The organism is Moraxella sp. CTOTU49097 (genome assembly GCF_032064105.1).
Taxonomy (GTDB): Bacteria; Pseudomonadota; Gammaproteobacteria; order Pseudomonadales; family Moraxellaceae; genus Faucicola; species Faucicola osloensis_B.
The window spans coordinates 129,636-150,945 of the sequence record NZ_DAMBOA010000002.1; the positions used below are offsets into that span (position 1 = coordinate 129,636).

Consider the following 21,310-nt stretch of genomic DNA (forward strand, 5'->3'; position numbering starts at 1 on the left):
ACTCAGGCATTAACCCACCAAGGCATTAGCGCTTTATCGAATTTTGGCAATCTTTGTTGTCACAAATTCCATACAGTACCAGCGAGTGCCCTGCTAGGGTAAAGCCAAATTCTTTGGCGACTTTTTCTTGTAGCGCTTCGATTTCTTCATTGTGAAATTCAATGATTTTGCCGCATTGGTCGCATACCAAGTGGTCATGGTGCTCATCTTTGGCAATTTCAAACACTGACAAGTTGTTTTCAAAATTGTGACGCTCGACAATCCCCGCTTGTTCAAACTGGGTTAACACCCGGTAAACAGTCGCAAGCCCCACGTCTTCACCATGCTCCATCAAGGCTTTATACACATCTTCTGCGCTCATATGATGGGATTCGGCTTTTTCTAGCAATTCTAAAATTTTCAAACGCGGTAACGTGACTTTCAAACCGGCACGACGCAAATCTTGGTTGGTAAAAGACGACATACAAATCCTCGCACCTATCAGGTGTCGCTTATAAACTGAACATTATGACTATAATAACAAATTCGATAAAATCCCACAGTAAAAAAACGTGACATCACTGGCAGAAGCGCTCATTGACAAATAATAAGCGAATGCAGACTAGAGACAAAGTATGCCAACCACTAGAAAGCCAAACCACCGCGGCGTTTTACACCCAAACATTAACTGTATGTAAAATAATTTAAATTTTGGGGTCAATAGGTAGGCAAAAAAACCCAAATCACGTATGATAAGTCGTAAATTTTATCGTTCACCATCTCAAAGCGGTTTGACAAATGACATCTATCACAACACTATCAAAAAAACTGGCAGTCCTGCCTTTGGTTGCCGTAATTAGCAGCGTCAGCGTATTACCAGGTTGCTCATGGTTTAGCGTGTACAAAATCGATATCCCACAAGGCAAGCCGATTCATGCAGACAAATTAAGCCAAGTGCAAGTAGGTATGAATGCCAATCAAGTGCTATATATACTAGGTAGTCCAACCTTTAGAGATACCCTAAATCCTATGCGCTGGGATTATCTGTACGATTTTACCCCAGGTACTAACGCCAAACGCGCCAACAAGCCAGCGATTCACAACGCCCAACAATACGCCAAAATTTATTTTGACCAAAATGGTATTGTCACCAGTATCGAGCGCCCAGCGGTGACTCAGTAAGTTTTTTTGACTAAAAAAGCCAATCATTGCCGTGATGCTGTGATTGGCTTTTTTTTGTGCGCTACACAATAATACCGGCTCACACCCTCATCGGTTGGATTTTTTGGACAGTAATTTGCGTTTGTTTTGCGGGTCGATGGTCAAAGGGCGATAGATTTCGATTCTATCGCCTGTGTTGATAGCACTTTGCCAGTCTAGTTTATGGGAAAACACACCGACACTATAGCTAAAAATCTGCGGATACTGCTGTTGCCAGCCTGTGGCATTGACTGCATCAATCACCCGGCTATCATCAGCAAGTTGCAGGGTTAACCGCAACTGTGTTTGGCTGTCGGGTGCAAAGGCTATATCTACAGTAATCATTTTGCCAATCCTAGCACCCACCCCACCATCGCCAAAACCACCGCCAATGGCACAATAATACGCACCGCAATGCGCCAAAGGTTATATAAGCCTTCTGAGCTAAAATTCAATGATTTGCGTAAATGGCTGATTTTCATTTGCCAGCCTGCAAATACGGCTAGCCATACCGCCGTGACTAAACTTATTGCAATAATCAGCTGATTGAGCCAAGCGGTTGGCACCATGGCTAGCGCAAGACTAAGCACTGCCAACACCACCAATGCCAAAAAGTTAAATTGTTGTTGTTGCCAACGTAGTGACACTTGATGGGTCAAAATATGCAGTAAATACGCCGCCCCTGCCAGCATCGCCAATGCATTCAACACTGCTGCCATTGCGCTGTTTGGCGATAAAGTCATGGCAATCAGCGCACCCGCTAGTAACTGAAAACTCCACACCGGTAATACATAGCGACTCGCGGATTCGCGGGCGTCATCGGCAGCGGCAGTACTATTGGTAGTCAGCATTTGGTGGGTGCGCGCATGCCAGTATAATCCTGTACCTGCGCCAACACAGACTAGCGCCAACACTACCGCCCCTGCCCACTCCGTCAAGGACGTCGCTGTCACCTGCCACGCCACAAGCCCACCCTGCACGACATTGACCACCAACGCGGCAACGGCAAAACCGACCGCCAACCAACCTGCCAAATGCTTGATAAAACTCAAACCAATCACCAGCAGCGCCATGATGGCTAACAAGGCAGGCAAAGCAATATTGCTTACTAGCGGATGGATAATCTCGCCACTACTCGCCAGCAGATGCCCCACAACCGCCAGCAGCAGCACAATAGTCAGCCAACCAAACCCGCGCCAAACCGTTGACACGTCAGCTTCACGGGTCAACATGGGAAGACCCACCAGCGGAGACTTACCACTACGATGCGCCAAACCAATCTCTGCAAACACCAATGGCAACCCGACCAAGGTCATCGCCACCAGCCACAGCAACCAAAAATCAATCTGCCCAATGTAGTCACGGCTAAACCAAGTAAAAACCAGCAGCGGCAGCAAGCTTGCTATCAAAATCGGCTGTAAACGATTAAATGGCATGGTGTTGGATTCCTTTGTAGCGGTGGGTTGTTGTCACAAAATTATTTGATTTGAGTCGCTTCGCTAAAGTGACTTTTAAGAAAGTGACTTAAAAAAAAGCGACTTTGAAAAAACTGATTGTAAAAAAGTGATTTAAAATTAAACGCTGCAAAAACTAAATCGCCGCTATTTTAGCAAACCCACACCGTATGCAAAACCCACCAACGCAAAATCCACACAAACTTGTCAAAAATAGCTGTCAAAATAAAAAACCCTGCGTGTCACAGGGCTGTCTTTATAGCTTCACATTAAAAAGCGCGGTTACACGTGCGGTAAAATCGCAGGCATCAAATCATGAAAGGTACGACCTGACGCGGTTTCACCAATAGCATGCATTTTCCACTCACCGTTATGACGATAAATTTTTGCCAAAATCAGCGCGGTATGACTGCCTTGGGCTGACAAATCATAACGGGCAACTTCACTGTTATTGCTGGCATTCACCAAACGACAAAACGCATTATTGACCGTAGCAAAAGTTTGACCCGTAAAGCTATTGACAGTAAAAACCAAGGCTTGCACATGGTCAGGAATACGAGATAAATTGACATTAATCACTTCGTCATCGCCATCACCAGCACCCGTGCGGTTATCGCCTGTGTGTTGTATGCTACTGTCTTTTGACTGCAATTGTCCAAACCAAATTGCATCCACCATTTGTTTGTTGGCATCAAGCATGATACACGACGCATCCAAGTCAATGCTGCCGCCTGCGCTGCCGCCACCGCCGAACAAGCCACCCAAAAATCCACCTGATTTTTGCGCCGCAGCAGCACCGACATCCCAACCCAGACCCATTTTGATTTGGCTGAGTGCGCCACCTGCTTCTTTTTCTAACGAAATTTTTTGACCTTTCGATAAATTCACTGCCATGTTGGTTTCCTTATTTTTTACTATATTCTTTACTATTCTATCTAGCTATGTTTTAAGAGTTTAACAACGGTTTAGCACAAACTGACTATAACAAACCGCCCAAAATACCTTCATTGCCACCGCGTCCGCCTGAGTTTGACCCCAATAAGCTTTGAATCCAGCCTTGGTAAGTATCACGGTTACGCGAGCAAATCACTACTTTGCCCTGACCTGAGAACTTCAGTACCATGCCTTCGCCGCTCGTGACTGAATTGATGATATTGCCCAAAAAGCCTTTTTTCTGGCTGGTCGCCATTGACAGGCTATATTGCAGTCGGCTATCCCAGCATACCACGTGACCATTATCAATAATCACATCTTTATCAGGCGTAACATCAATCTCAAACAAAGAACCAAACCCAGATACCACGAGCTGACCTTGACCTTGTGTTTGCATGACCATAAAGCCACCCGTATCCCCAAATACAGCGCCGCCTAAATTGCGCTGGATATTTGCACGCAAATCAACGCCATTGGTTGCTGCCACAAAGGCACCGTCACTAAGCGTATACTGATTGGCACCGACGTCCAAAATTTGCATATCGCCATCAAGGGTAGGCGCCAGTAAGCAGTCACCCTCACCATTTACCGCTTCAATTTGCTGCTGAAAAATCGACTCGTCATTGGCAAATCGGCGCATCAAAGCTTGCATGATGCCGCCACGCATCTGACCTTTAAGCTCAAGATTTGACTCCATCATGACCATGGCATTGGATTCGCAATAAATCGAATCGCCTTTTTTGAGATTACAATGCAAAAATGGCTCAATCGTCCCAATCATACTAAACGTCGCTGCCATAGGTTAATGTATCCTTATAAACTAAGTGGCAAAAATGATAATAAAAGTAGCTAAGTTTGAAAAAGCCCTTAGGCTTAAAAAAGTGCTGAAGCTTAAAAAGCGTTCAGGCTGAAAAAATGGTTATGCTGAAAAAAAGGGGCAAGCCGATGCCACCCCATTGTTAAAAGAATGTTAAAAAATTTTAGCCAAAAAACTAAACTGCAACGCCATATGACGCAGCCAATGGCCCTAAACCGCCAGCAAAACCTTGTCCAACCGCGCGGAATTTCCACTCGCCATTGTTCTTATAAAGCTCACCAAAAATCATCGCTGTCTCGGTGCTGCTGTCTTCTGACAAATCATAACGAGCCACTTCAGCGCCGCTTTGGGTATTCACGATACGAATATAAGCGTTTGCTACTTGACCGAAGTTTTGGTTACGCGCTTGACCATCATAAATCACTGCACAAAATACCACTTTGCTTACATCGGCTGGGACTTTAGTCAAATCTACTTTGATGACTTCATCATCGCCATCGCCTTCACCGGTACGGTTATCACCCGTATGCTCTACCGAGCCGTCGGATGATTTTAGGTTGTTAAAGAAAATAAAATCTGCATCTGCCCGTACTTTACCCGATTCATTGACCAAAAACGCGACCGCGTCTAAGTCAAAGGCTTGCCCGTCAGTGGCACGTGGGTTCCAGCCAAGACCAACGGCCATGTTGGTTAAATTCGGTGCTTCCTTTGATAAATTAACATTACCACCTTTGGTTAAGCTAATTGCCATTGTTTTATCCTTTGTAATAAATTTTTGAAATCAAATAAGAAAATCGATGTCCGTTGTCATGCGCCGCGCCTTTCATTCTCAGACTACAAGCCTCAGACACCGTAAAAAATCGGCTAAAAAAACAAAACGTGAGCCGAAACTCACGTTTTAACTATACCTTTGGTGATAGAATTTGTCCACCATTCGGCTACATTAAGCTGTTATATTTATGTGTCAAAAGCTTAAGGGATATTAAGCTCAAGCCAGCATCCTAAATACCGCTACTGTTAGGCATGAGCCTCAGTCTGTTTAGCGCCTTTTAATGTTTCGCCAAGGCTTCTTCGCGCTTACGGTAGCTGATAGAATTAATCACTGCCCATACGATAAAGGCAATCCCAATCAAACCCGTCACGATTTCTGGCACTTCGATATGCACAGTTGCCAATAGCATGATAACCGCCAACGCGCCAATCGCATAATGCGCGCCATGTTCTAGATAAACAAACTCATCAAGCGTGCCTTTTTCTACCAAGAAAATGGTCATGGATCGCACAAACATCGCACCAATTGCCAAACCGAGCATGATGATAATCACGTCATTGGTAATGGCAAACGCACCAATCACCCCATCAAAACTAAACGACGCATCGAGTACTTCTAGATACAAGAAACCTGCAATACCGCCTTTGGCAATCGCGCCAGCGACTTCTTTGCCTTCAATCACATCGGGGGTTGATTCATCATCATCGTCCGCGCCTTCTAAAAGGCTTGATAACACATTGGTGGCTAGATAAATCAAAATACCAAACACACCTGCGGTCAATACAGCGGCTTTACGCGCTGGATCTACCCAAAACAGTGCTATCATCAACAACGCCAATGCTACAAACACGCTCATGGCATCGACTTTGCCAAATCGTGCCAATTTACGCTCTAGCCATTCAAACCACATCACTTCTTTTTCATCAAAGATGAAGTTTAAAAAGACGAGCAACAAGAACATCCCACCAAACGCCGCAATCTCTGCATGGTGCTCAATGAGCTTTGCCGAGTATTCTTTCGGGTTGTTAAGCGCCATGTTGATGACATCCATCATGCCCATATCGGCAGTCACTGCGACGATGACAATCGGGAATACTAGACGCATACCAAAGACCGCGATGAGCATACCCACAGTCAAGAAAATCATTTTCCAAAACTTATCCCACGTTTTGAGTACCGAGGCATTGACCACCGCATTATCAAACGACAGCGAGATTTCCATCACTGCCAAAATCAGCGTGACAAACAGCGCCGACATCATAGTGCCAACACCACCATGTGAAAAACCCCACCACGCGGCTATGGCTAGCGCAATCGTGGTAAAGACAATATCGAAATAAAAATGTCTCATAACAATCCTACAAATTAAAAAAATTAACGGCTAATAGAGTCATCTAACGCGTAAGATGATTGGATGTGCTTATCTTACACAACTATTTGTTCAATCATACTACAAATGTGTTACCAAGCAATTGATTGCACGCTTAAACCACGGATTATGGCAAATATTCGCCAACTTGGTGCATTTATGGGTACAATAGCCAATTTTAATTTTTTAAACCCATCGCTGACGGCAAAATATTGCGATTAGCCTGTGTTTAAACCCTGTTTGGAAGCGTCGCGGTATGTTGGAAAACTTTATCACCCTTGTTCTGATTCTTACCCCTTTGGTGGTTGGGTTTTTGCTGCCATTACCGCAACGATTCATGCCACTGGTAGACAAGCTACTGACCAACTTGGTGTTTGTGATTTTAACCTTTATTGGTCTTTCGTTGTCGCATATTCCTGACTTGGGCGCGCAGATTGGGTTTATTGGCACCAATGTGGCGGTATTGGCGATTTGTACCTTAGGTGCAGGTTTTATCAGTTTGCTGATGTTTGACAAGCTACATCCTTGGCAACGTGCTATCCCCCATAAGCATAGCCAAGCAGGTTTTAGCATCACAGGAAGCCTCGTTCAGTTGTGCTGTGTGGTATTGGGTTTTGTACTGGGCAAATTTCTGCCAATAACGGATTTGCCGATTGATGGCATCATCAAGGGTTTGTTAATTTTGCTGATTTTATTGGTGGGTTTTCAGTTGTCGCATTCGGGGATGACGTTACGGCAGGTATTGGTCAATAAACGCGGCGTACAAGCCTGTGTGATTTTTTGTCTCAGTGTGGCTATTGGTGGTTTACTGTACGCGCTGATAATGCCTGATGTAACATTCACTCAAGGGTTAGCGCTATCCTCTGGCTATGGCTGGTATTCGTTGTCGGGGATTGTCATGACTGATGCCTATGGCGCAGTTTGGGGAAGTGTGGCATTGCTCAATGATTTATTGCGTGAGTTTATGGCGCTACTGTTTATCCCTATGCTGATTGGCAAATACCCAACCACGGCGGTGGGTTTGGGCGGGGTGACCACCATGGATTTTACCTTGCCTATCATCCAAAGCTCAGGGGGGAATGAAGTAGTTCCGCTTGCCATGAGCTTTGGATTTTTGGTCAATATCATCTCACCGGTGTTGATGGTGGTATTTTCAAGTTTTGGCTAATCACACAATCAATACGCGCAAAACTCAACTTGCTGGTCGCCATATGGACTGCGTACGGTCACATAATGCAGACCCTTCATGCGCGTGTGAATACGATAGGTATTGTCGTCAATCCATTCACCTCGCAGCACGCCCCGTCCATCTCTGATGCGGATACCGTCTTCCATATTGGCGGCTTTGACTTCAAAATCTTGATTTTTTAGCAGATACAGACTGTAGGTTTTACTTTTGCTAAAATCGCCTGAATAACTGGCGCAGTAGCTACCCTTTGGAAAAATAATTTTGGTAGCTGTCGCGGCAGTGGCAGTTTGGGTGGTTGCCGCTACCGATAGCATGGCTATAGCTGCGCCAAATAAGGGGGCTATAAAACGTCTTTTCATTTCATTCTCCTTGTCTTTGTTTGACTATTTTTTAATATGACAATTTCCTATTGCCGCTTGATTATTATTAACAGATTTTCTATTCACTTTCATGATAAGTTTAGTAAAAAAATTTGTTTGTTTTATCAGCACAATAAAAAACCCCGATCATGTCATCACACGATCGGGGTGTTCATATTTGCTAATACGATTATTTTCGCTAATACGATTATTGGGCTAATGCAGGATAATCGGTATAGCCTTCTTGATCGCCACCATAAAAAGTGGCTGGGTTCGGTTGATTAAGCGGCGCATTTTGCTGAAAACGCTCAACCAAATCCGGATTTGCGATATAACTACGACCAAAAGCGACCGCATCAATTAAGCCATCACGAATTAGCGTGTCTGCTTTTTCTGCGGTATAGCCACCAGCACCGATAAGCACACCGTGATAAGCATCACGAATTTGGCGACGGAATTCTGCTGTAAAGGGTTTTCCACCTGCCCAGTCTGGCTCAGAAATATGTAAATAGGCTAGGTTAAAGCTATCAATCAATTTGATGATTGCTAACGCATCATCTTCGCTACCAGCATCCACGCCATTGAATTGACCCAGTGGCGAGATACGGATACCCACTTTGTCACTGCCAATGGCGTTAGTGACTGCGGTCAAAATTTCTTTCAAAAAGCGCATACGGTTCTCTAAGCTACCACCGTATTCATCGCTGCGTTGGTTGACGCTCTCATACAAGAATTGATGAATCAAATACCCATGTGCACCGTGGATTTCAATAAAATCCATACCCGCTTCAATCGCATTACGCGCGGCACTGGCAAAATCATCGACGGTTTGTTTGATTTCTGCGATGGTCATCTCACGCGCTGGCGTGGCAGTCACACGGTATACTTTGCCTTCCTCATCTTTTAACGAGGTGCGTACCGCATCACCCAAATCCACGGTTGATGCTGATACAGGTGGCTGACCTTGTGGGCGCAAGCTATAATGCGATACCAGCCCTGTGTGCCATAGCTGCATAGCGATATGACCGCCTGCTTGGTGTACGCTATCAGCAATCATTTTCCAGCCTGCAATTTGCGCGTCACTAAAAATACCTGGCGCACCTGCGTAGCCTTTGGCATCGGCTGAGATATCCGTGGCTTCCGTGATAATCAAACCACTGCTAGCGCGCTGGGTATAATAGGTTGCCATGAGTGGCGTTGGCAAGCCACCAATCCCTTTTGTTCCATTAGGTAAATCAGCACTACGCAGACGGGTCAATGGCGCCATAAAGACGCGGTTGGGCAAGCGCATCGCGCCCACGTTAATCGGTGATAAAAGAGCGGAGTAAGACATACTTTCCTCGGGATTGTTGATTCATCTTTCGTTGAGTTATTGGACGCTGCTAGCTTCAAGTCATAACAAACTTGATAAAAAAATTGTTGCAGCATCCTTGTTTATAAGGATTTTAGACTTATATACGTTGCTAGCAAACGTCGTCACAGCGTAATTTTCACAGGTTCATCTACTGTTAAAAGCTTGAGCAAAGACTAGGTTTTAGCAAGCATCTGTTTTTAAAAAGCATCTGTTTTTTAAAAAGGTTTTAAAAAGCTGTTGCGAGTTTTTTAGACAAATTATTGCAATTGCTTTCACTATTTTATTCTATGATAGCGCTGTGTTTGAGCGTAACGTTTACTTAATAAGTGCCATGGTGCATTTTTACAAGTGGCAATGTTTTAACAATAACAAATTCTTAAGGATCGGCATGAATAATTTCCAATATTACAACCCTGTGCGTATCGTATTTGGTGAAGGTCAAATCAAAGAACTCGCCAATCTTGTCCCTGATAATGCCCGTGTACTTATCACCTATGGCGGTAGCTCTGCCAAAAAAACCGGCACACTCGATGAGGTCAAAACCGCGCTACAAGGTAAACAGCGTGAAATCTTTGAATTTGGCGGCATTGAACCAAATCCAGAATTTAATACCTTGATGAAAGCCGTCGATATGGTACATGCCAACAACATTGACTTTTTGCTCGCTGTCGGTGGTGGCTCAGTGCTTGATGGCACCAAATTTGTTGCATTGACTGCCACCTTAGATGACGATAAAGACCATGAAAAAGCGTGGGAAGCATTAAAAGGATATACCCGTGATATTCAAAATGCACTACCGCTCGGTACTGTACTCACCATTCCTGCAACAGGTTCAGAGATGAATTCAGGCGGCGTTATAAACCATAGCGAGCGTCATGCCAAATTGCCTTTTGGTAACCCGCTAGTATTCCCACAGTTTTCCATTCTTGACCCTGCCAAGACCTTAACGCTACCTGAGCGTCAAGTGATGAATGGCGTGGGCGATGCGTTTGTGCATGTGATGGAGCAGTATCTGACTTACCCAGTCAACGCCAAAGTCCAAGATAGTTTCTCTGAAAGCCTGCTCAAAATCTTGATTGAAGAAGGCCGTGCCGTCAAAGCCAACCCTAACGACATGGAAACGCGGAAAAACATCATGTGGACAGCGACAATGGCACTCAATGGTCTCATTGGCACGGGCGTACCACAAGACTGGACCACCCATATGATTGGGCATGAATTAACCTCCCTACACGGTATTGACCACGCCCGCACCTTGACCATTGTGTTGCCTGGGGTGATGCGTGAGCTCAAAGATAGCAAAAAAGACAAGCTGCTACAGTACGCCAAAAACGTTTGGCATATCACTGAAGGTAGCGATGAGGATAAAATCGAGCAAGCGATTGTTAACACCGAAAACTTTTTCCGCGAGCTTGGCTTACCAGTGAGATTGTCAGATGCCGACCTTGATGCGTCTGCAATTGCGCCAATTTTAAGCCAATTAGAAGAACATAATATGGTCAAACTCGGTGAACATCGTAGCAATGATTTGGCAGTATCTGAGCGGATTTTGCGCTCAGCGATTTGATGATATAAAAATGGTATAAAAAAAGACCTAGCGATTTACTAGGTCTTTTTTTATACCAACAGTTAAAAACCATTGGGATTTGCCAATTCATCATGTCCATCTTTATCAATCACTTTTGGCAATGGCAACGCCATACCGACACTACTAGGCGTCTCTTGAATCACCACAGGCGGCGGCTGATAACGGGTAATCACTTCATTACCCTGCTCATCCTCGCTGAGCACATACTGGTAGCCTTTGCGATTAAAGCGTTTAACTAGCCTTTGATACCACCCTGCAAAACCTGTCGTGGGTTCGTTGGGGTTATGATAAAACGCATTCATCACCGCAGGTAGCCCAAGACCACATACCACGCCCGACATCAATACCACGATAAAGGTATAACCCACCAAAAAGCTGCTATAAGGCTGCAATTCTGGGACGTTAGAAACCGATAAAATCAACGCCAAAGAAATCGCCCCGCGTACCCCGCCCCACGATAAAATCGTCAAAGTACCGTTATAACTGGTTTTTCGGACATCAGACAACAGGCTAAAAGACGCAAAATTTGCCAAAAAACGGGATAAATGCAGACAAATAAATGCCACCACACCGCCCAAAATCAACGAGGTATTCAGCTCTAATATAAATAGCTCCAGACCGATAAGGGTGAATAAGAATGAATTGATAATCCCCTCAATGGCGTGCCAAAAGTGATTCACATAGGTGATTTCACCTTCGTCTAAAATCTGGTGCCAACGGTTACCGACAATCAAACCACCGACCACACAAGCAATGGGCGCGGAAGCATGCGCATACAATGCCACCAAATACGACCCACACGCCAAAAATGCCGTAGTCAAAATCAGTGACTCCATCTCGTGTTTACCGCTTAAGATAAGCAGCGCCATTTGCCCAAAAAACCAACCAATAATCCCTGCGACCACGATTTCATACAACAATACTTCTACTGTGGTCACAATGCTAAAGCCATTACCTTGCAGACCATGCAAAATAGTCATAAATAGCGCAATACACACCGCATCATTGAACAGCGATTCGCCTTCTAGCTTAATCATCAAATGGCGCGGCGCTTTGATAGAGCTAAGCACGCCTTTGATGCCAATTGGGTCAGTTGCGCCCAGTGCCGCGCCCAATAACAGCAATACCGCAAACGGGATATTTGCCCCTGTGAGCCACTGAAAGCCAAACATAAGGCTTGCAAAAAACAGCGCACACAGTGCCAATGCGATACTTGCCAAAATCCCAATCGGTTTCCAATAGTTTTTGAGATCGGACACCTTAAACGTCAGCGCCGATGCCGTCAAAATAAAACAAATCACCCCATTGATTAAAAAATCGTAAAGATCGATATCACGCACCGCATTTTGGATACTGGTGATATTGATGGTAATAAACTCGTTGCCATTGAGCAGGCTTGCACTCCACTGCAAAATAAAAACCAGTAGCGCCGACACAATGGGCACCCCAATGGCTTGTGGAAAGTCCAAAATCCGCTTGTTAAATAGCGTGGTAATGATGGACAAGGCACAAACGGCTGCAAAAATTTGTAAAAAAATAAAATTTCCCATAGGCGTTTTTTTAGCTCTTAATTTTATAAAACATTGTCACCAAAGCCATTTTTAGCCGTGACAAAGCAAAAATACTTCAACAAAAATAAAACCCTACCACAAACTGTGGTAGGGTTTTACCGTAAGCAATTGTTTGCGCAAATGCAAGCAAATTTTGTGATTAATATCTCTTAAAGCGTGTTGGCGACATGATGCAGCCAGCGCTGAATCATCACATCAAGCGCTTCAGGCTTATAGGGCTTGGTACAGTAATCTTGCATACCCGCGTTAAGATATACTTCTTTGTCCCCATGCATGGCGTGTGCCGTCACTGCAATGATAGGCGGCAACTGATTGAACGACTGTTTGAGTATTTTGGTGGCTTCCACCCCATCCATGATGGGCATCTGATGATCCATCAAAATAATGTGATATTTACTAGGGTCAGCCTTATAAAAATTGACGGCCTCTAACCCATCTTTGGCTCGGGTGACTTCATAGCCATATTTTTTTAGGCTTTTGACTGCGACCATGGCATTTAGCTCATTGTCTTCTGCTAGCAAAACATGGGCAGGCAGACGTTCTAACGGTTGTATTGTGGTTTCATCATGACTTTGGTGCCACTGCTGATAGCTGATTTCATCAGTTGCTATCATTGGTAGAGATAAGGTAAAGGTTGAGCCTTTATTTTTTTCACTGGTTACCTTAATCGTGCCGCCCATCCCTTCTGCCAACGCTTTGCACACAGATAGCCCTAGCCCTGTACCCCCATATAACCGATGGGTAAACTTATCAGCTTGATTATACGCATCAAAAATCACTGCCAATGATTCAGGCTTGATGCCAACGCCCGTATCAATCACATTGAATTTGATTTGGTGCTTATCACTGCCATTCATGGCTTGAATGGTCACTTTACCCTGTTTTGGGGTAAATTTGATGGCGTTATTAACTAGATTCATTAAAATCTGTCGCACCCTCACAGGATCGGTGTTGACATATTTGGGCAAGTTGTCAGGGTAATCGAAGGTTAGTTCCACGCTGTTGTCTTTTGCAGGGGCTAAAAAGCATTGATACACGTCTTGGCATAGCTGTGCTAAATCAACGGGGATACTCTCAAAACGTATTTTACCTGATTCTACTTTGGATAAATCCAAAATGTCGTTGACGATGGTCAGCAGATGCTCATTGGATGTTTTAATCGATTTGATATAGTGTTGCTGCTGCGTATCAAGCGGTGTCTGCTCAAGCAATTCAAGCATGCCCATGATACCATTCATCGGCGTACGAATTTCATGGCTCATATTGGCCAAAAATGCGGTCTTTACCTCATCGGCGCGCTCAGCTTGGTAACGCTGCTGACGTAATTTTAAGGTATCACTGACCATCGCCGCCAAATCTGCTAACACGTGTTGTTGATTGGCATCAAAATCTTGATGCGGCTGGTCGTCAATCACACACAGCGCACCCAAAGCAAATTCCCTACCTTGACTGTCGTGAACCACGATGGGTGCACCAGCATAAAACCGAATATAAGGGTAACCGGTAACCAAAGGATTGTTTTTAAATCGGGTATCTTGGTGAGTATCAAGGGTGACAAAGGTGTCGTTTTGTGTAATGGTGTAATTGCAAAAAGCAACATCACGGCTGGTTGAAGGTTCTTTTAGACCAATTCTTGACTTAAAAAACTGGATATCAGCATCCAAAAAAGTAATAGCGACAATCTTAGTGCCAAAAAACGCCTTAGCCAAAGCACTAATACGCTCAAATTCGCATTCTTTGTTCGTCTTGATGATATGGTACTCATCCAATACCGCTAGACGCTGTTTTTCATTGCTTGCTATAGGATATGATATCATCTCGTTAACACCGTCCTACTACGTGATAAAATTTAAACGCTGAGGTTATTTTAACGCTTCAGCAACCAACATCATCCCCACCACTGAGGTCACTGCAACGGCCGATCCATAGCCGCCACAATGCAAACCACCTGTTTGACAGGACTTATCAACAATCGGCGGCTGTGATGAAAACACACAGCGAATACCGAATTTTTCTTTCATCGTACGATTGATGCCATAATCTTGACGAAGTCGCTGTCTGACTTTAGCCAGTAACGGATCTTGATAAGTGTCTTTAAGATCTGCCACCTGAATTTGGGTCGGGTCCGTCTTGCCACCTGCCCCGCCCGCCATAATTAACTTTAATTTATTGAATCGGCAATGCAGGGCAAGCGCAAGCTTGGCATTCATATCATCAACACAATCTAATACCACAAGCTGTTTACCTGACTGTTTAAGCTGTGATTGCAAGGCACGATTAGGTATTAACAATTGTACGTTATCTTTGCTCAAAAAATCGTCAATCAAATGTAATTTGATATGGGGATTGATTTCTTTGATACGTGCTGCCATGGCTTCAATTTTGCTTTTACCAAAATTGCTATCGGTAGCAGGTAATTGTCGATTGACATTGGAAGCTACTAGCACATCCATGTCAATTAATGTCATCTCGCCCACACCTGTACGAGCCAGTCCCTCAGCTGCCCATGAGCCCACCCCGCCCACGCCCACCACATACGCATGCAGATTCTCAAACTTACTAAATTGCGCGGCGCCATACAGTTTTTGGGTACCCGCAAAACGGCGTTCGTATTGGGCATCAGTTAATGTCATATCAGGCGTCATTTCGGCTGTCATTGTCATGGTTTATCTTAATCTTGGTCAGGGTTTATATTCAATTTGTTTGGGATAGGATACTCCCAGCTGACTTGTAGTGCAGCGCAGCTATTTTGCCACAACTGTTGGGCGAGCCGGGATTGATCTTTTTTTAATAAGTCTGATAACGCTGTCAACACATACGGCAGATTGGCAGGTACATTGCGCCTACCGTGCGTCACATGACAGGGTAGCGGTGTAAAGTCTGGGCAGTCCGTCTCAATCACAATAGCGTCAAGTCCGACGGTTTTGACAAGCTCTGTCAGGGTATGGCGCAGTTTTTTGGCATTCGGATTGGTCACTTGCCCGGTGATACCGATTTTAAAGCCCAAATTGACCAGCGCTTTGGCTTCTTGGATACCGCCACTAAAACTATGGGCAATGCCCCCCTGGGTGAATTTTTGTGCTTTTAACATCTTAATCACATCGCCATGCGCGCGGCGAATATGTAGCAGCGCCGGCAGTTGGTAGTGTTTTGCCAATTCAAGTTGCTGAGCAAAAAAATCTTGCTGCCTAGCGTAATTCTCCGCAGTTTTCATCGGTGCAGTAAAGGTATCTAGCCCGATTTCCCCAATCGCAATGGGTGAATATTGCTGAATAAACTGCTCTAGCCGCTGCAAATCGCTGTCTTTATGCTCAGTAATATAAAAAGGATGCAACCCAAACGCTAAATGCGCCAAAGGTGTGGCTTTGCCTTGCTGCCCATAGCCTTGCATTTGCTGTTGGCACGCCACCATTTGTGCAAAATACTTTGCTAAAAACCCTATCAAAACCAGATGATGAACGCCGTTATCCCATGCCAATTGTGATTGCATTTCGCGGTCATGATCGAAGCTATCCACATCAAAATGGGTATGCGTATCAATTAATGGCGAATCAAACGAGCAAGCCGTGTCATTCATCATAGTCATATCATTTCAAATACTGTGGCTTGATAATGCCTTTCAGCTGGCTGTATGGCACGGTCAATTGCGGTGCACCCAGCGCATAAAAACCAATCTCATACGGCTGGTACAAAAACGTCATGCCCTGACCCGTAAAGCTATAATTGTCGGTCAAACTAAACGGCCAAGTGCTAAAATGCACGTTAGGATTAATATCATGGGTTTTGAGATATTGAATGAATTGGGCTTTGACCAAGGCTTCAAGTTTTGTTTTTTGCTGTGGTAACAGCACATCGACAAGCGACAATTGTTTTTTTTGGCGCATATCAAAGACATAATAGGTGGTCGTACTGATACCATGGGCGCCGCCCGTAAATTGATAAAATTCCGTCGCAAACAGCTCTAAATCATTTTTATGACCCAAATAAATCGGCTTTGCCATTATCTGCACAGGCGCTATACCACTATCAAAATCTTTACCGCGTGCTGCCACCATGGTTTTATTTTCTGCAATTAATCGGCTAATCCCCGTATTAAGAAGCTGCGTGTATTGGCTATCACTGGGCATCGCATTATGGGTAAAATCTTGCCATTTTTTCGCTTGTGCTTTATCTTGGTTATCATCAACCATTGCGATGGCTGCGGTGACGTCTTTATTGATAATGGCATCGAGCCAAGCCTGTCCTGTCTGTACAAAATAATAGTCAATCTCTGGGCAAATGTGTCCACAGCTATCAAAGAGTTTTTCATTGACTTTAGGATAATGCTTTGCCATATACAAATCTTGGGCATGAGCTTGTGCTGCCATGAGCGTCATCAGGGCTGTCAGGCAAATGCCACTGAGACTTTGAGGTTTCATGAACGTCATGTATTTATCCTTTATTTTTTATCTACCCATAGCTTTACATAAAAATTTTAGCCATTGCTTTAGTTATGGTTATCCTGCTCAGCGTTTTTATTGATAGGCTGCTCAACTGTCTTTTTAGCGGATAGACTTTTAGGCGACTTGGTAACTTTATCAGCCCGTGGACTACTACGTTTAGGTATCAACAATAAAGCTGTCGCAGCAACCCCTAGTTTAATCACGCTCGATATGCTCATACCTCGCCTTACCTTGGTTTTCAAAAATATTGCCATAAAAAAACCCATCAGTCGATACCCGTTTAATGGTGGACTAATGGGCTGTTTTCAAATGCCGTTATGGATATAGCTATTATATAATAACGTAATTTTATAAATATTTGATAACTATTAGAATTTTTTACCCAATACTTTAGCAGCTAGCTCTTTACCCATGGTAAATGCGGTAGTCTTGGCAGATTTCGTGCCATTTGAATTTTCCGCAGCATTATCAGCAGGCTCATTGTCAACCGGTGCCGGATTATTTGCTTTGTTTTCAATGGTTGGCTGGGTTTTGTTACGACCTTTTAACATATAGTAAGCGGCACCAAGTACGCCAAGTTTAATTAAGTTTGATTTGGTTACGCCATTTGGGAATTGCATAGTATCCTCACTTGTTATTATTGATCATTCAAAAAAATATAGTAGTTGCTAAACTAAGCTAATGCCTATAGTTTAACGAATTATAAAGAGTTTTACTAAAGTAGTTGAGTTAAGAATATTTATACTTTGCCATAGTTTAGTTACGGTTTGGTAAATAGATAAATTCATGTCCAATGCTCATATATTGACCCATCATCTTGCGGAAATAGCCAAACAAATCCCGCAGGACATTCTTCAAGAAAAAACCAAATATAAAACAAGCCATCGTCTGTTAATAAAGCTTTTTCATGACTCGGAAAAGCGGTTTCCCATAACTTAAGTTGCTCATCAATCGAACCTGTTAAGAAACAGTCATTTGTGCCAAGTTTAAAATAACCATTTTCAAGAGCATAGCGTATAAAGTCAAAAAAAAATTTTTTCTTAAATTCGAAATCGTGCGTATCGCCAAACTCAGATAAATATTCATCATCCATAATACTTTGCCAAACATTATGGGATGTTAATCCCTTAACGTCATTTGCAAAAAAATTCAGAGCTTGTTTATACTTAGCTGAATTCAACTCGCACATAAAAATCAATGCTCACGGGTGGCGCTAAAGGTGATTTCTGGATAACGCTCTTCCATCAATTTAAGATTAACCCGGCTTGGGGCAAGATAGGTCAAATACCCACCGCCATCGACCGATAACTGGTCGTGGGCTTTTTTCTTAAACTTCTCAAACGCCACTTTGTCATCACAATGCACCCAGCGCACTGTCGCAATCGACACAGGCTCAAAGGTACATTGCACTTTATATTCTTCAAGCAGGCGATGCGCGACCACTTCAAACTGTAGCACCCCTACCGCGCCCAAAATCAAATCATTGTTGATTTGCGGCATAAATACTTGGGTGGCGCCTTCTTCTGATAGCTGCTGTAGACCTTTTTGCAGTTGTTTTGACTTAAGCGGGTCTTTGAGTACCACACGGCGAAACAATTCTGGCGCAAAGTGGGGAATGCCTGTGAAGTTTAAAGTTTCGCCTTCGGTAAAGCTATCGCCAATTTGGATGGTGCCGTGATTATGTAAGCCGATGATATCGCCCGAATACGCTTCTTCCAGCGCTTCGCGGTCACCTGCCAAAAAGGTCAAGGCATCTGAAATGCGTACTTCTTTGCCCAAGCGCACATGTTTCATTTTCATGCCTTTTTCGTACTTGCCTGAACACACTCGCATAAAGGCAATACGGTCACGGTGTTTTGGGTCCATGTTGGCTTGAATTTTAAAGACAAAGCCGGAGAATTTTTCTTCATCGGCTTTGACGGTGCGTTCAACGGTGTCATGGTCTTTAGGCGCTGGGGCGTATTGGGTCAGTACATCAAGCACCATGTTAATGCCAAAGTTACCCAACGCCGTACCAAACAACACAGGCGTTTGTTTACCGGTCAAAAACTCATCGACATCCCAATCTTCATGTGCCATTTTTGCAAGCTCTAGGCTTTCTTCAAATTCACGGAAGGCAATTTCACCGATTTTCTCGCGGACATCTGGATAGTCATAGCCGTCACGACTCTCAATCTCGACAATCTCAGTACCATGACCTTTTTGATAAAAGTAGGTTTTATCCTCGCTGATGTTGTACACCCCAACAAAATGCTGACCTGTACCAATCGGCCACGTCATCGGTACACATTGGATTTTTAGAACGTTTTCAATTTCATCAAGCAGTGATAATGGGTCACGGATTTCGCGGTCAAGCTTGTTGACAAATGAGATAATCGGCGTGTCACGCATCCGACATACTTCCATCAGCTTGATGGTTCGTTCTTCGACCCCTTTTGCCCCATCAATCACCATCAGTGCGCTGTCCACCGCGGTTAAGGTACGATAGGTATCTTCTGAAAAGTCGGCATGACCTGGGGTGTCTAGCAGATTAACCATGTTTTCAGCATAGGGAAACTGCATCACAGAGGTGGTAATCGAGATACCACGCTCTTGCTCCATGCTCATCCAGTCAGATGTCGCGTGTTTGTCGGTTTTGCGTGATTTGACTTCACCTGCCCGCTGAATTGCTTGCCCCCACAGCAGTAATTTTTCAGTCATGGTGGTTTTACCGGCATCGGGGTGCGAGATGATAGCAAAAGTGCGGCGTTTGGCGATTTCAGAATGTAGTGACATAGTGTTTGACTTAAAAGTAGCGAGGCTTGATAACCGATAAAAGAAAGAATAAAAAAGATGGCATATTGTAGCCGATTTTACGTTTGATTGCGATTTTCACGGGTGATTATTGCGCATCGCGCGCGCGATTTTGACAAAATTTTGTCATAAATCTAATACTTTAATCACTAAAATTGTGTTAGTTTTAGCTTATCTTTTTTTATCTTGTTAAGATGTTATTTATGACCGCTGAACCACTTGGCAACAATCCGGAACCCGCACTCAACAATAAAAATAACGCTTCGACCAGTGCTCATTTGGGCGATCCTTTTTTGACCAATGATCGGCTACAGTGGTCAGATATGAAAAGTTTTTTGTTAGCGATTAGCAGCGTGATTGTTGTCTGGCTGCCTGTGCTATTGCTCCACCTGACTTTAGTGCTTTTTGCCACCTTAATTACTTATACGCTGGTTCGCGGCATTGCTGGCTGGATTCATCGGCATGTCATTGCCTATATGCATAGCGCCTCGCGTCAGCAGCGTATGGGTAAAGTTGCAGAATGGTTTGCTATTGCCATTTTGGCGACCATAATTTCGCTTACTGTGTATGTATTTGGCGATTGGATTGCTGATAAAGCCAGTGTTGATGTCTTCAATAAGCTTATACGACAGATATTGGACATATTTGACCAGCTTCATACCCTACTACCCGCAAGTATTTCTCAGCATCTACCCATTTCTGTCAGTTCATTTCAAGCTATGCTCATGAGTACTATCAAAAGTCATGCGCCACAACTACAGTTAGTGGGTATTCATACGTTACGCGGGCTTGGTTATGTGCTAGCGGGTGTCGTGATTGGTTGTATTGTGGCACTGCAAGTACCTGTGAATAGCGCAGCACATAAAACCCCATTTACCCAGCATTTGCGCCAAAAATTTGATGAACTTATCATGGGGTTTAATGATGTATTTTTTGCGCAAGTCAAAATCTCTAGTATCAATACCATCTTAACTTCGGTGTTTTTGCTAGGGATATTACCGCTACTCGGTCATCCGCTACCGATGGCTTGGACCGTTGTGCTTATCACCTTTTGCGCAGGGCTATTCCCTGTCGTTGGTAATTTGGTCTCAAACATTGTTATCGTCTTGCTTAGCCTCACTCACGGGCTTGGCATCAGCATTTTATCGCTTGTGTGGTTGGTGAGCATTCATAAACTTGAATACTTTTTAAATGCGCAAATCATTGGTCACAAAATCCGAGCCTCTGCTTGGGAATTGTTGTTATTTATTTTGGTGCTTGAAGCGACGTTTGGGTTGGCGGGACTGATCAGTGCGCCAGTGATTTATGCCCAAATCAAACGCATTTTGGCAGATAGGGGCTGGGTTATATAAACTCCTCTACTGGCTACAGGACTCTTTAACAAATAATTTGCCCGATAAATTGAATTTTTAAATCTTATCGCCATTAATAACAGAACACGGCTTTATTGTTACAGTGTTGTATGGTTGAATGATTAAAAATGTGTTTTA

At 43.9% G+C, this 21,310-nt stretch carries 22 protein-coding genes; 4 read left to right on the forward strand and 18 right to left on the reverse strand.

Annotation, left to right across the window (positions count from 1 at the left end):
• Positions 1-25 precede the first annotated feature (25 nt).
• A complete protein-coding gene (gene fur, locus RT064_RS02175) occupies positions 26-463 on the reverse strand; it encodes a ferric iron uptake transcriptional regulator (RefSeq protein WP_204154996.1) in 438 nt (145 codons plus the stop codon).
• A gap of 314 nt (positions 464-777) precedes the next feature.
• Between fur and RT064_RS02180 the strand changes: the two genes are divergently transcribed.
• Positions 778-1,161 carry an outer membrane protein assembly factor BamE gene (locus RT064_RS02180; protein ID WP_062332450.1) on the forward strand — a complete coding sequence of 128 codons (384 nt, stop codon included), beginning with the start codon at positions 778-780 and terminating at the stop codon, positions 1,159-1,161.
• An 87-nt stretch (positions 1,162-1,248) separates the two neighbouring features.
• Here the strand turns inward: RT064_RS02180 and RT064_RS02185 are convergent, their stop codons facing one another.
• The 6 genes from RT064_RS02185 to RT064_RS02210 form a co-directional block, all read right to left on the reverse strand.
• Positions 1,249-1,524, reverse strand: a complete 276-nt coding sequence (locus tag RT064_RS02185) for an RnfH family protein (protein ID WP_065262955.1) — start codon at positions 1,522-1,524, stop codon at positions 1,249-1,251.
• Positions 1,521-2,615: a hypothetical protein gene (locus RT064_RS02190; protein ID WP_313060921.1), complete on the reverse strand. Its 1,095-nt coding sequence runs from the start codon at positions 2,613-2,615 to the stop codon at positions 1,521-1,523. Before RT064_RS02190 ends, RT064_RS02185 begins: the two co-directional genes overlap by 4 nt.
• 300 nt (positions 2,616-2,915) lie before the next feature.
• On the reverse strand, positions 2,916-3,527 hold the full coding sequence (locus tag RT064_RS02195) for a TerD family protein (protein WP_313060923.1): 612 nt from the start codon (positions 3,525-3,527) through the stop codon (positions 2,916-2,918).
• 85 nt (positions 3,528-3,612) lie between these two features.
• Complete coding sequence (locus RT064_RS02200) at positions 3,613-4,365, reverse strand: TIGR00266 family protein (protein ID WP_060995590.1); 753 nt, start codon at positions 4,363-4,365, stop codon at positions 3,613-3,615.
• Between the two features lie 193 nt (positions 4,366-4,558).
• The gene (locus RT064_RS02205; RefSeq protein WP_313060928.1) at positions 4,559-5,134 is read right to left on the reverse strand and encodes a TerD family protein; all 576 of its coding nucleotides are present in this window, start codon (positions 5,132-5,134) and stop codon (positions 4,559-4,561) included.
• A gap of 298 nt (positions 5,135-5,432) precedes the next feature.
• Positions 5,433-6,506, reverse strand: coding sequence for a DUF475 domain-containing protein (locus RT064_RS02210; protein ID WP_188874603.1), 1,074 nt, complete (start codon positions 6,504-6,506; stop codon positions 5,433-5,435).
• Positions 6,507-6,780: 274 nt separating this feature from the next.
• Here RT064_RS02210 and RT064_RS02215 point away from each other — a divergent pair, with 274 nt between their 5' ends.
• Positions 6,781-7,692 (forward strand): LysO family transporter, encoded by a 912-nt coding sequence (locus RT064_RS02215; protein ID WP_313060934.1) that lies wholly within the window; start codon positions 6,781-6,783, stop codon positions 7,690-7,692.
• A gap of 8 nt (positions 7,693-7,700) precedes the next feature.
• Here the strand turns inward: RT064_RS02215 and RT064_RS02220 are convergent, their stop codons facing one another.
• Positions 7,701-8,072, reverse strand: a complete 372-nt coding sequence (locus RT064_RS02220) for a hypothetical protein (protein ID WP_313060936.1) — start codon at positions 8,070-8,072, stop codon at positions 7,701-7,703.
• 208 nt (positions 8,073-8,280) lie between these two features.
• On the reverse strand, positions 8,281-9,405 hold the full coding sequence (nemA, locus tag RT064_RS02225; protein WP_313060940.1) for an N-ethylmaleimide reductase: 1,125 nt from the start codon (positions 9,403-9,405) through the stop codon (positions 8,281-8,283).
• Positions 9,406-9,814: 409 nt separating this feature from the next.
• Here nemA and RT064_RS02230 point away from each other — a divergent pair, with 409 nt between their 5' ends.
• Positions 9,815-10,993 carry an iron-containing alcohol dehydrogenase gene (locus RT064_RS02230; protein ID WP_313060943.1) on the forward strand — a complete coding sequence of 393 codons (1,179 nt, stop codon included), beginning with the start codon at positions 9,815-9,817 and terminating at the stop codon, positions 10,991-10,993.
• 62 nt (positions 10,994-11,055) lie between these two features.
• Here RT064_RS02230 and RT064_RS02235 read toward each other — a convergent pair whose 3' ends face one another.
• From RT064_RS02235 to RT064_RS02275, 9 genes are all read right to left on the reverse strand, one after another.
• Complete coding sequence (locus RT064_RS02235) at positions 11,056-12,564, reverse strand: cation:proton antiporter (protein ID WP_313060945.1); 1,509 nt, start codon at positions 12,562-12,564, stop codon at positions 11,056-11,058.
• A gap of 170 nt (positions 12,565-12,734) precedes the next feature.
• Positions 12,735-14,402: a GAF domain-containing hybrid sensor histidine kinase/response regulator gene (locus RT064_RS02240; RefSeq protein ID WP_313060948.1), complete on the reverse strand. Its 1,668-nt coding sequence runs from the start codon at positions 14,400-14,402 to the stop codon at positions 12,735-12,737.
• A 45-nt stretch (positions 14,403-14,447) separates the two neighbouring features.
• Positions 14,448-15,248: a tRNA threonylcarbamoyladenosine dehydratase gene (locus tag RT064_RS02245; RefSeq protein ID WP_472796499.1), complete on the reverse strand. Its 801-nt coding sequence runs from the start codon at positions 15,246-15,248 to the stop codon at positions 14,448-14,450.
• Positions 15,249-15,256: 8 nt separating this feature from the next.
• On the reverse strand, positions 15,257-16,171 hold the full coding sequence (locus RT064_RS02250) for a TatD family hydrolase (protein ID WP_313060951.1): 915 nt from the start codon (positions 16,169-16,171) through the stop codon (positions 15,257-15,259).
• A 1-nt stretch (position 16,172) separates the two neighbouring features.
• The gene (locus RT064_RS02255; RefSeq protein ID WP_313060954.1) at positions 16,173-17,012 is read right to left on the reverse strand and encodes an RsiV family protein; all 840 of its coding nucleotides are present in this window, start codon (positions 17,010-17,012) and stop codon (positions 16,173-16,175) included.
• A 59-nt stretch (positions 17,013-17,071) separates the two neighbouring features.
• Positions 17,072-17,245 carry a hypothetical protein gene (locus RT064_RS02260; RefSeq protein WP_313060956.1) on the reverse strand — a complete coding sequence of 58 codons (174 nt, stop codon included), beginning with the start codon at positions 17,243-17,245 and terminating at the stop codon, positions 17,072-17,074.
• Positions 17,246-17,395: 150 nt separating this feature from the next.
• Positions 17,396-17,647 carry a hypothetical protein gene (locus tag RT064_RS02265; protein WP_313060959.1) on the reverse strand — a complete coding sequence of 84 codons (252 nt, stop codon included), beginning with the start codon at positions 17,645-17,647 and terminating at the stop codon, positions 17,396-17,398.
• A gap of 164 nt (positions 17,648-17,811) precedes the next feature.
• Positions 17,812-18,120 carry a DUF596 domain-containing protein gene (locus RT064_RS02270; RefSeq protein WP_313060962.1) on the reverse strand — a complete coding sequence of 103 codons (309 nt, stop codon included), beginning with the start codon at positions 18,118-18,120 and terminating at the stop codon, positions 17,812-17,814.
• A gap of 101 nt (positions 18,121-18,221) precedes the next feature.
• Positions 18,222-19,802, reverse strand: a complete 1,581-nt coding sequence (locus RT064_RS02275; protein ID WP_313060965.1) for a peptide chain release factor 3 — start codon at positions 19,800-19,802, stop codon at positions 18,222-18,224.
• A gap of 221 nt (positions 19,803-20,023) precedes the next feature.
• Between RT064_RS02275 and RT064_RS02280 the strand changes: the two genes are divergently transcribed.
• Positions 20,024-21,172, forward strand: a complete 1,149-nt coding sequence (locus tag RT064_RS02280) for an AI-2E family transporter (RefSeq protein ID WP_313060970.1) — start codon at positions 20,024-20,026, stop codon at positions 21,170-21,172.
• The last annotated feature ends 138 nt before the right edge of the window (positions 21,173-21,310 follow it).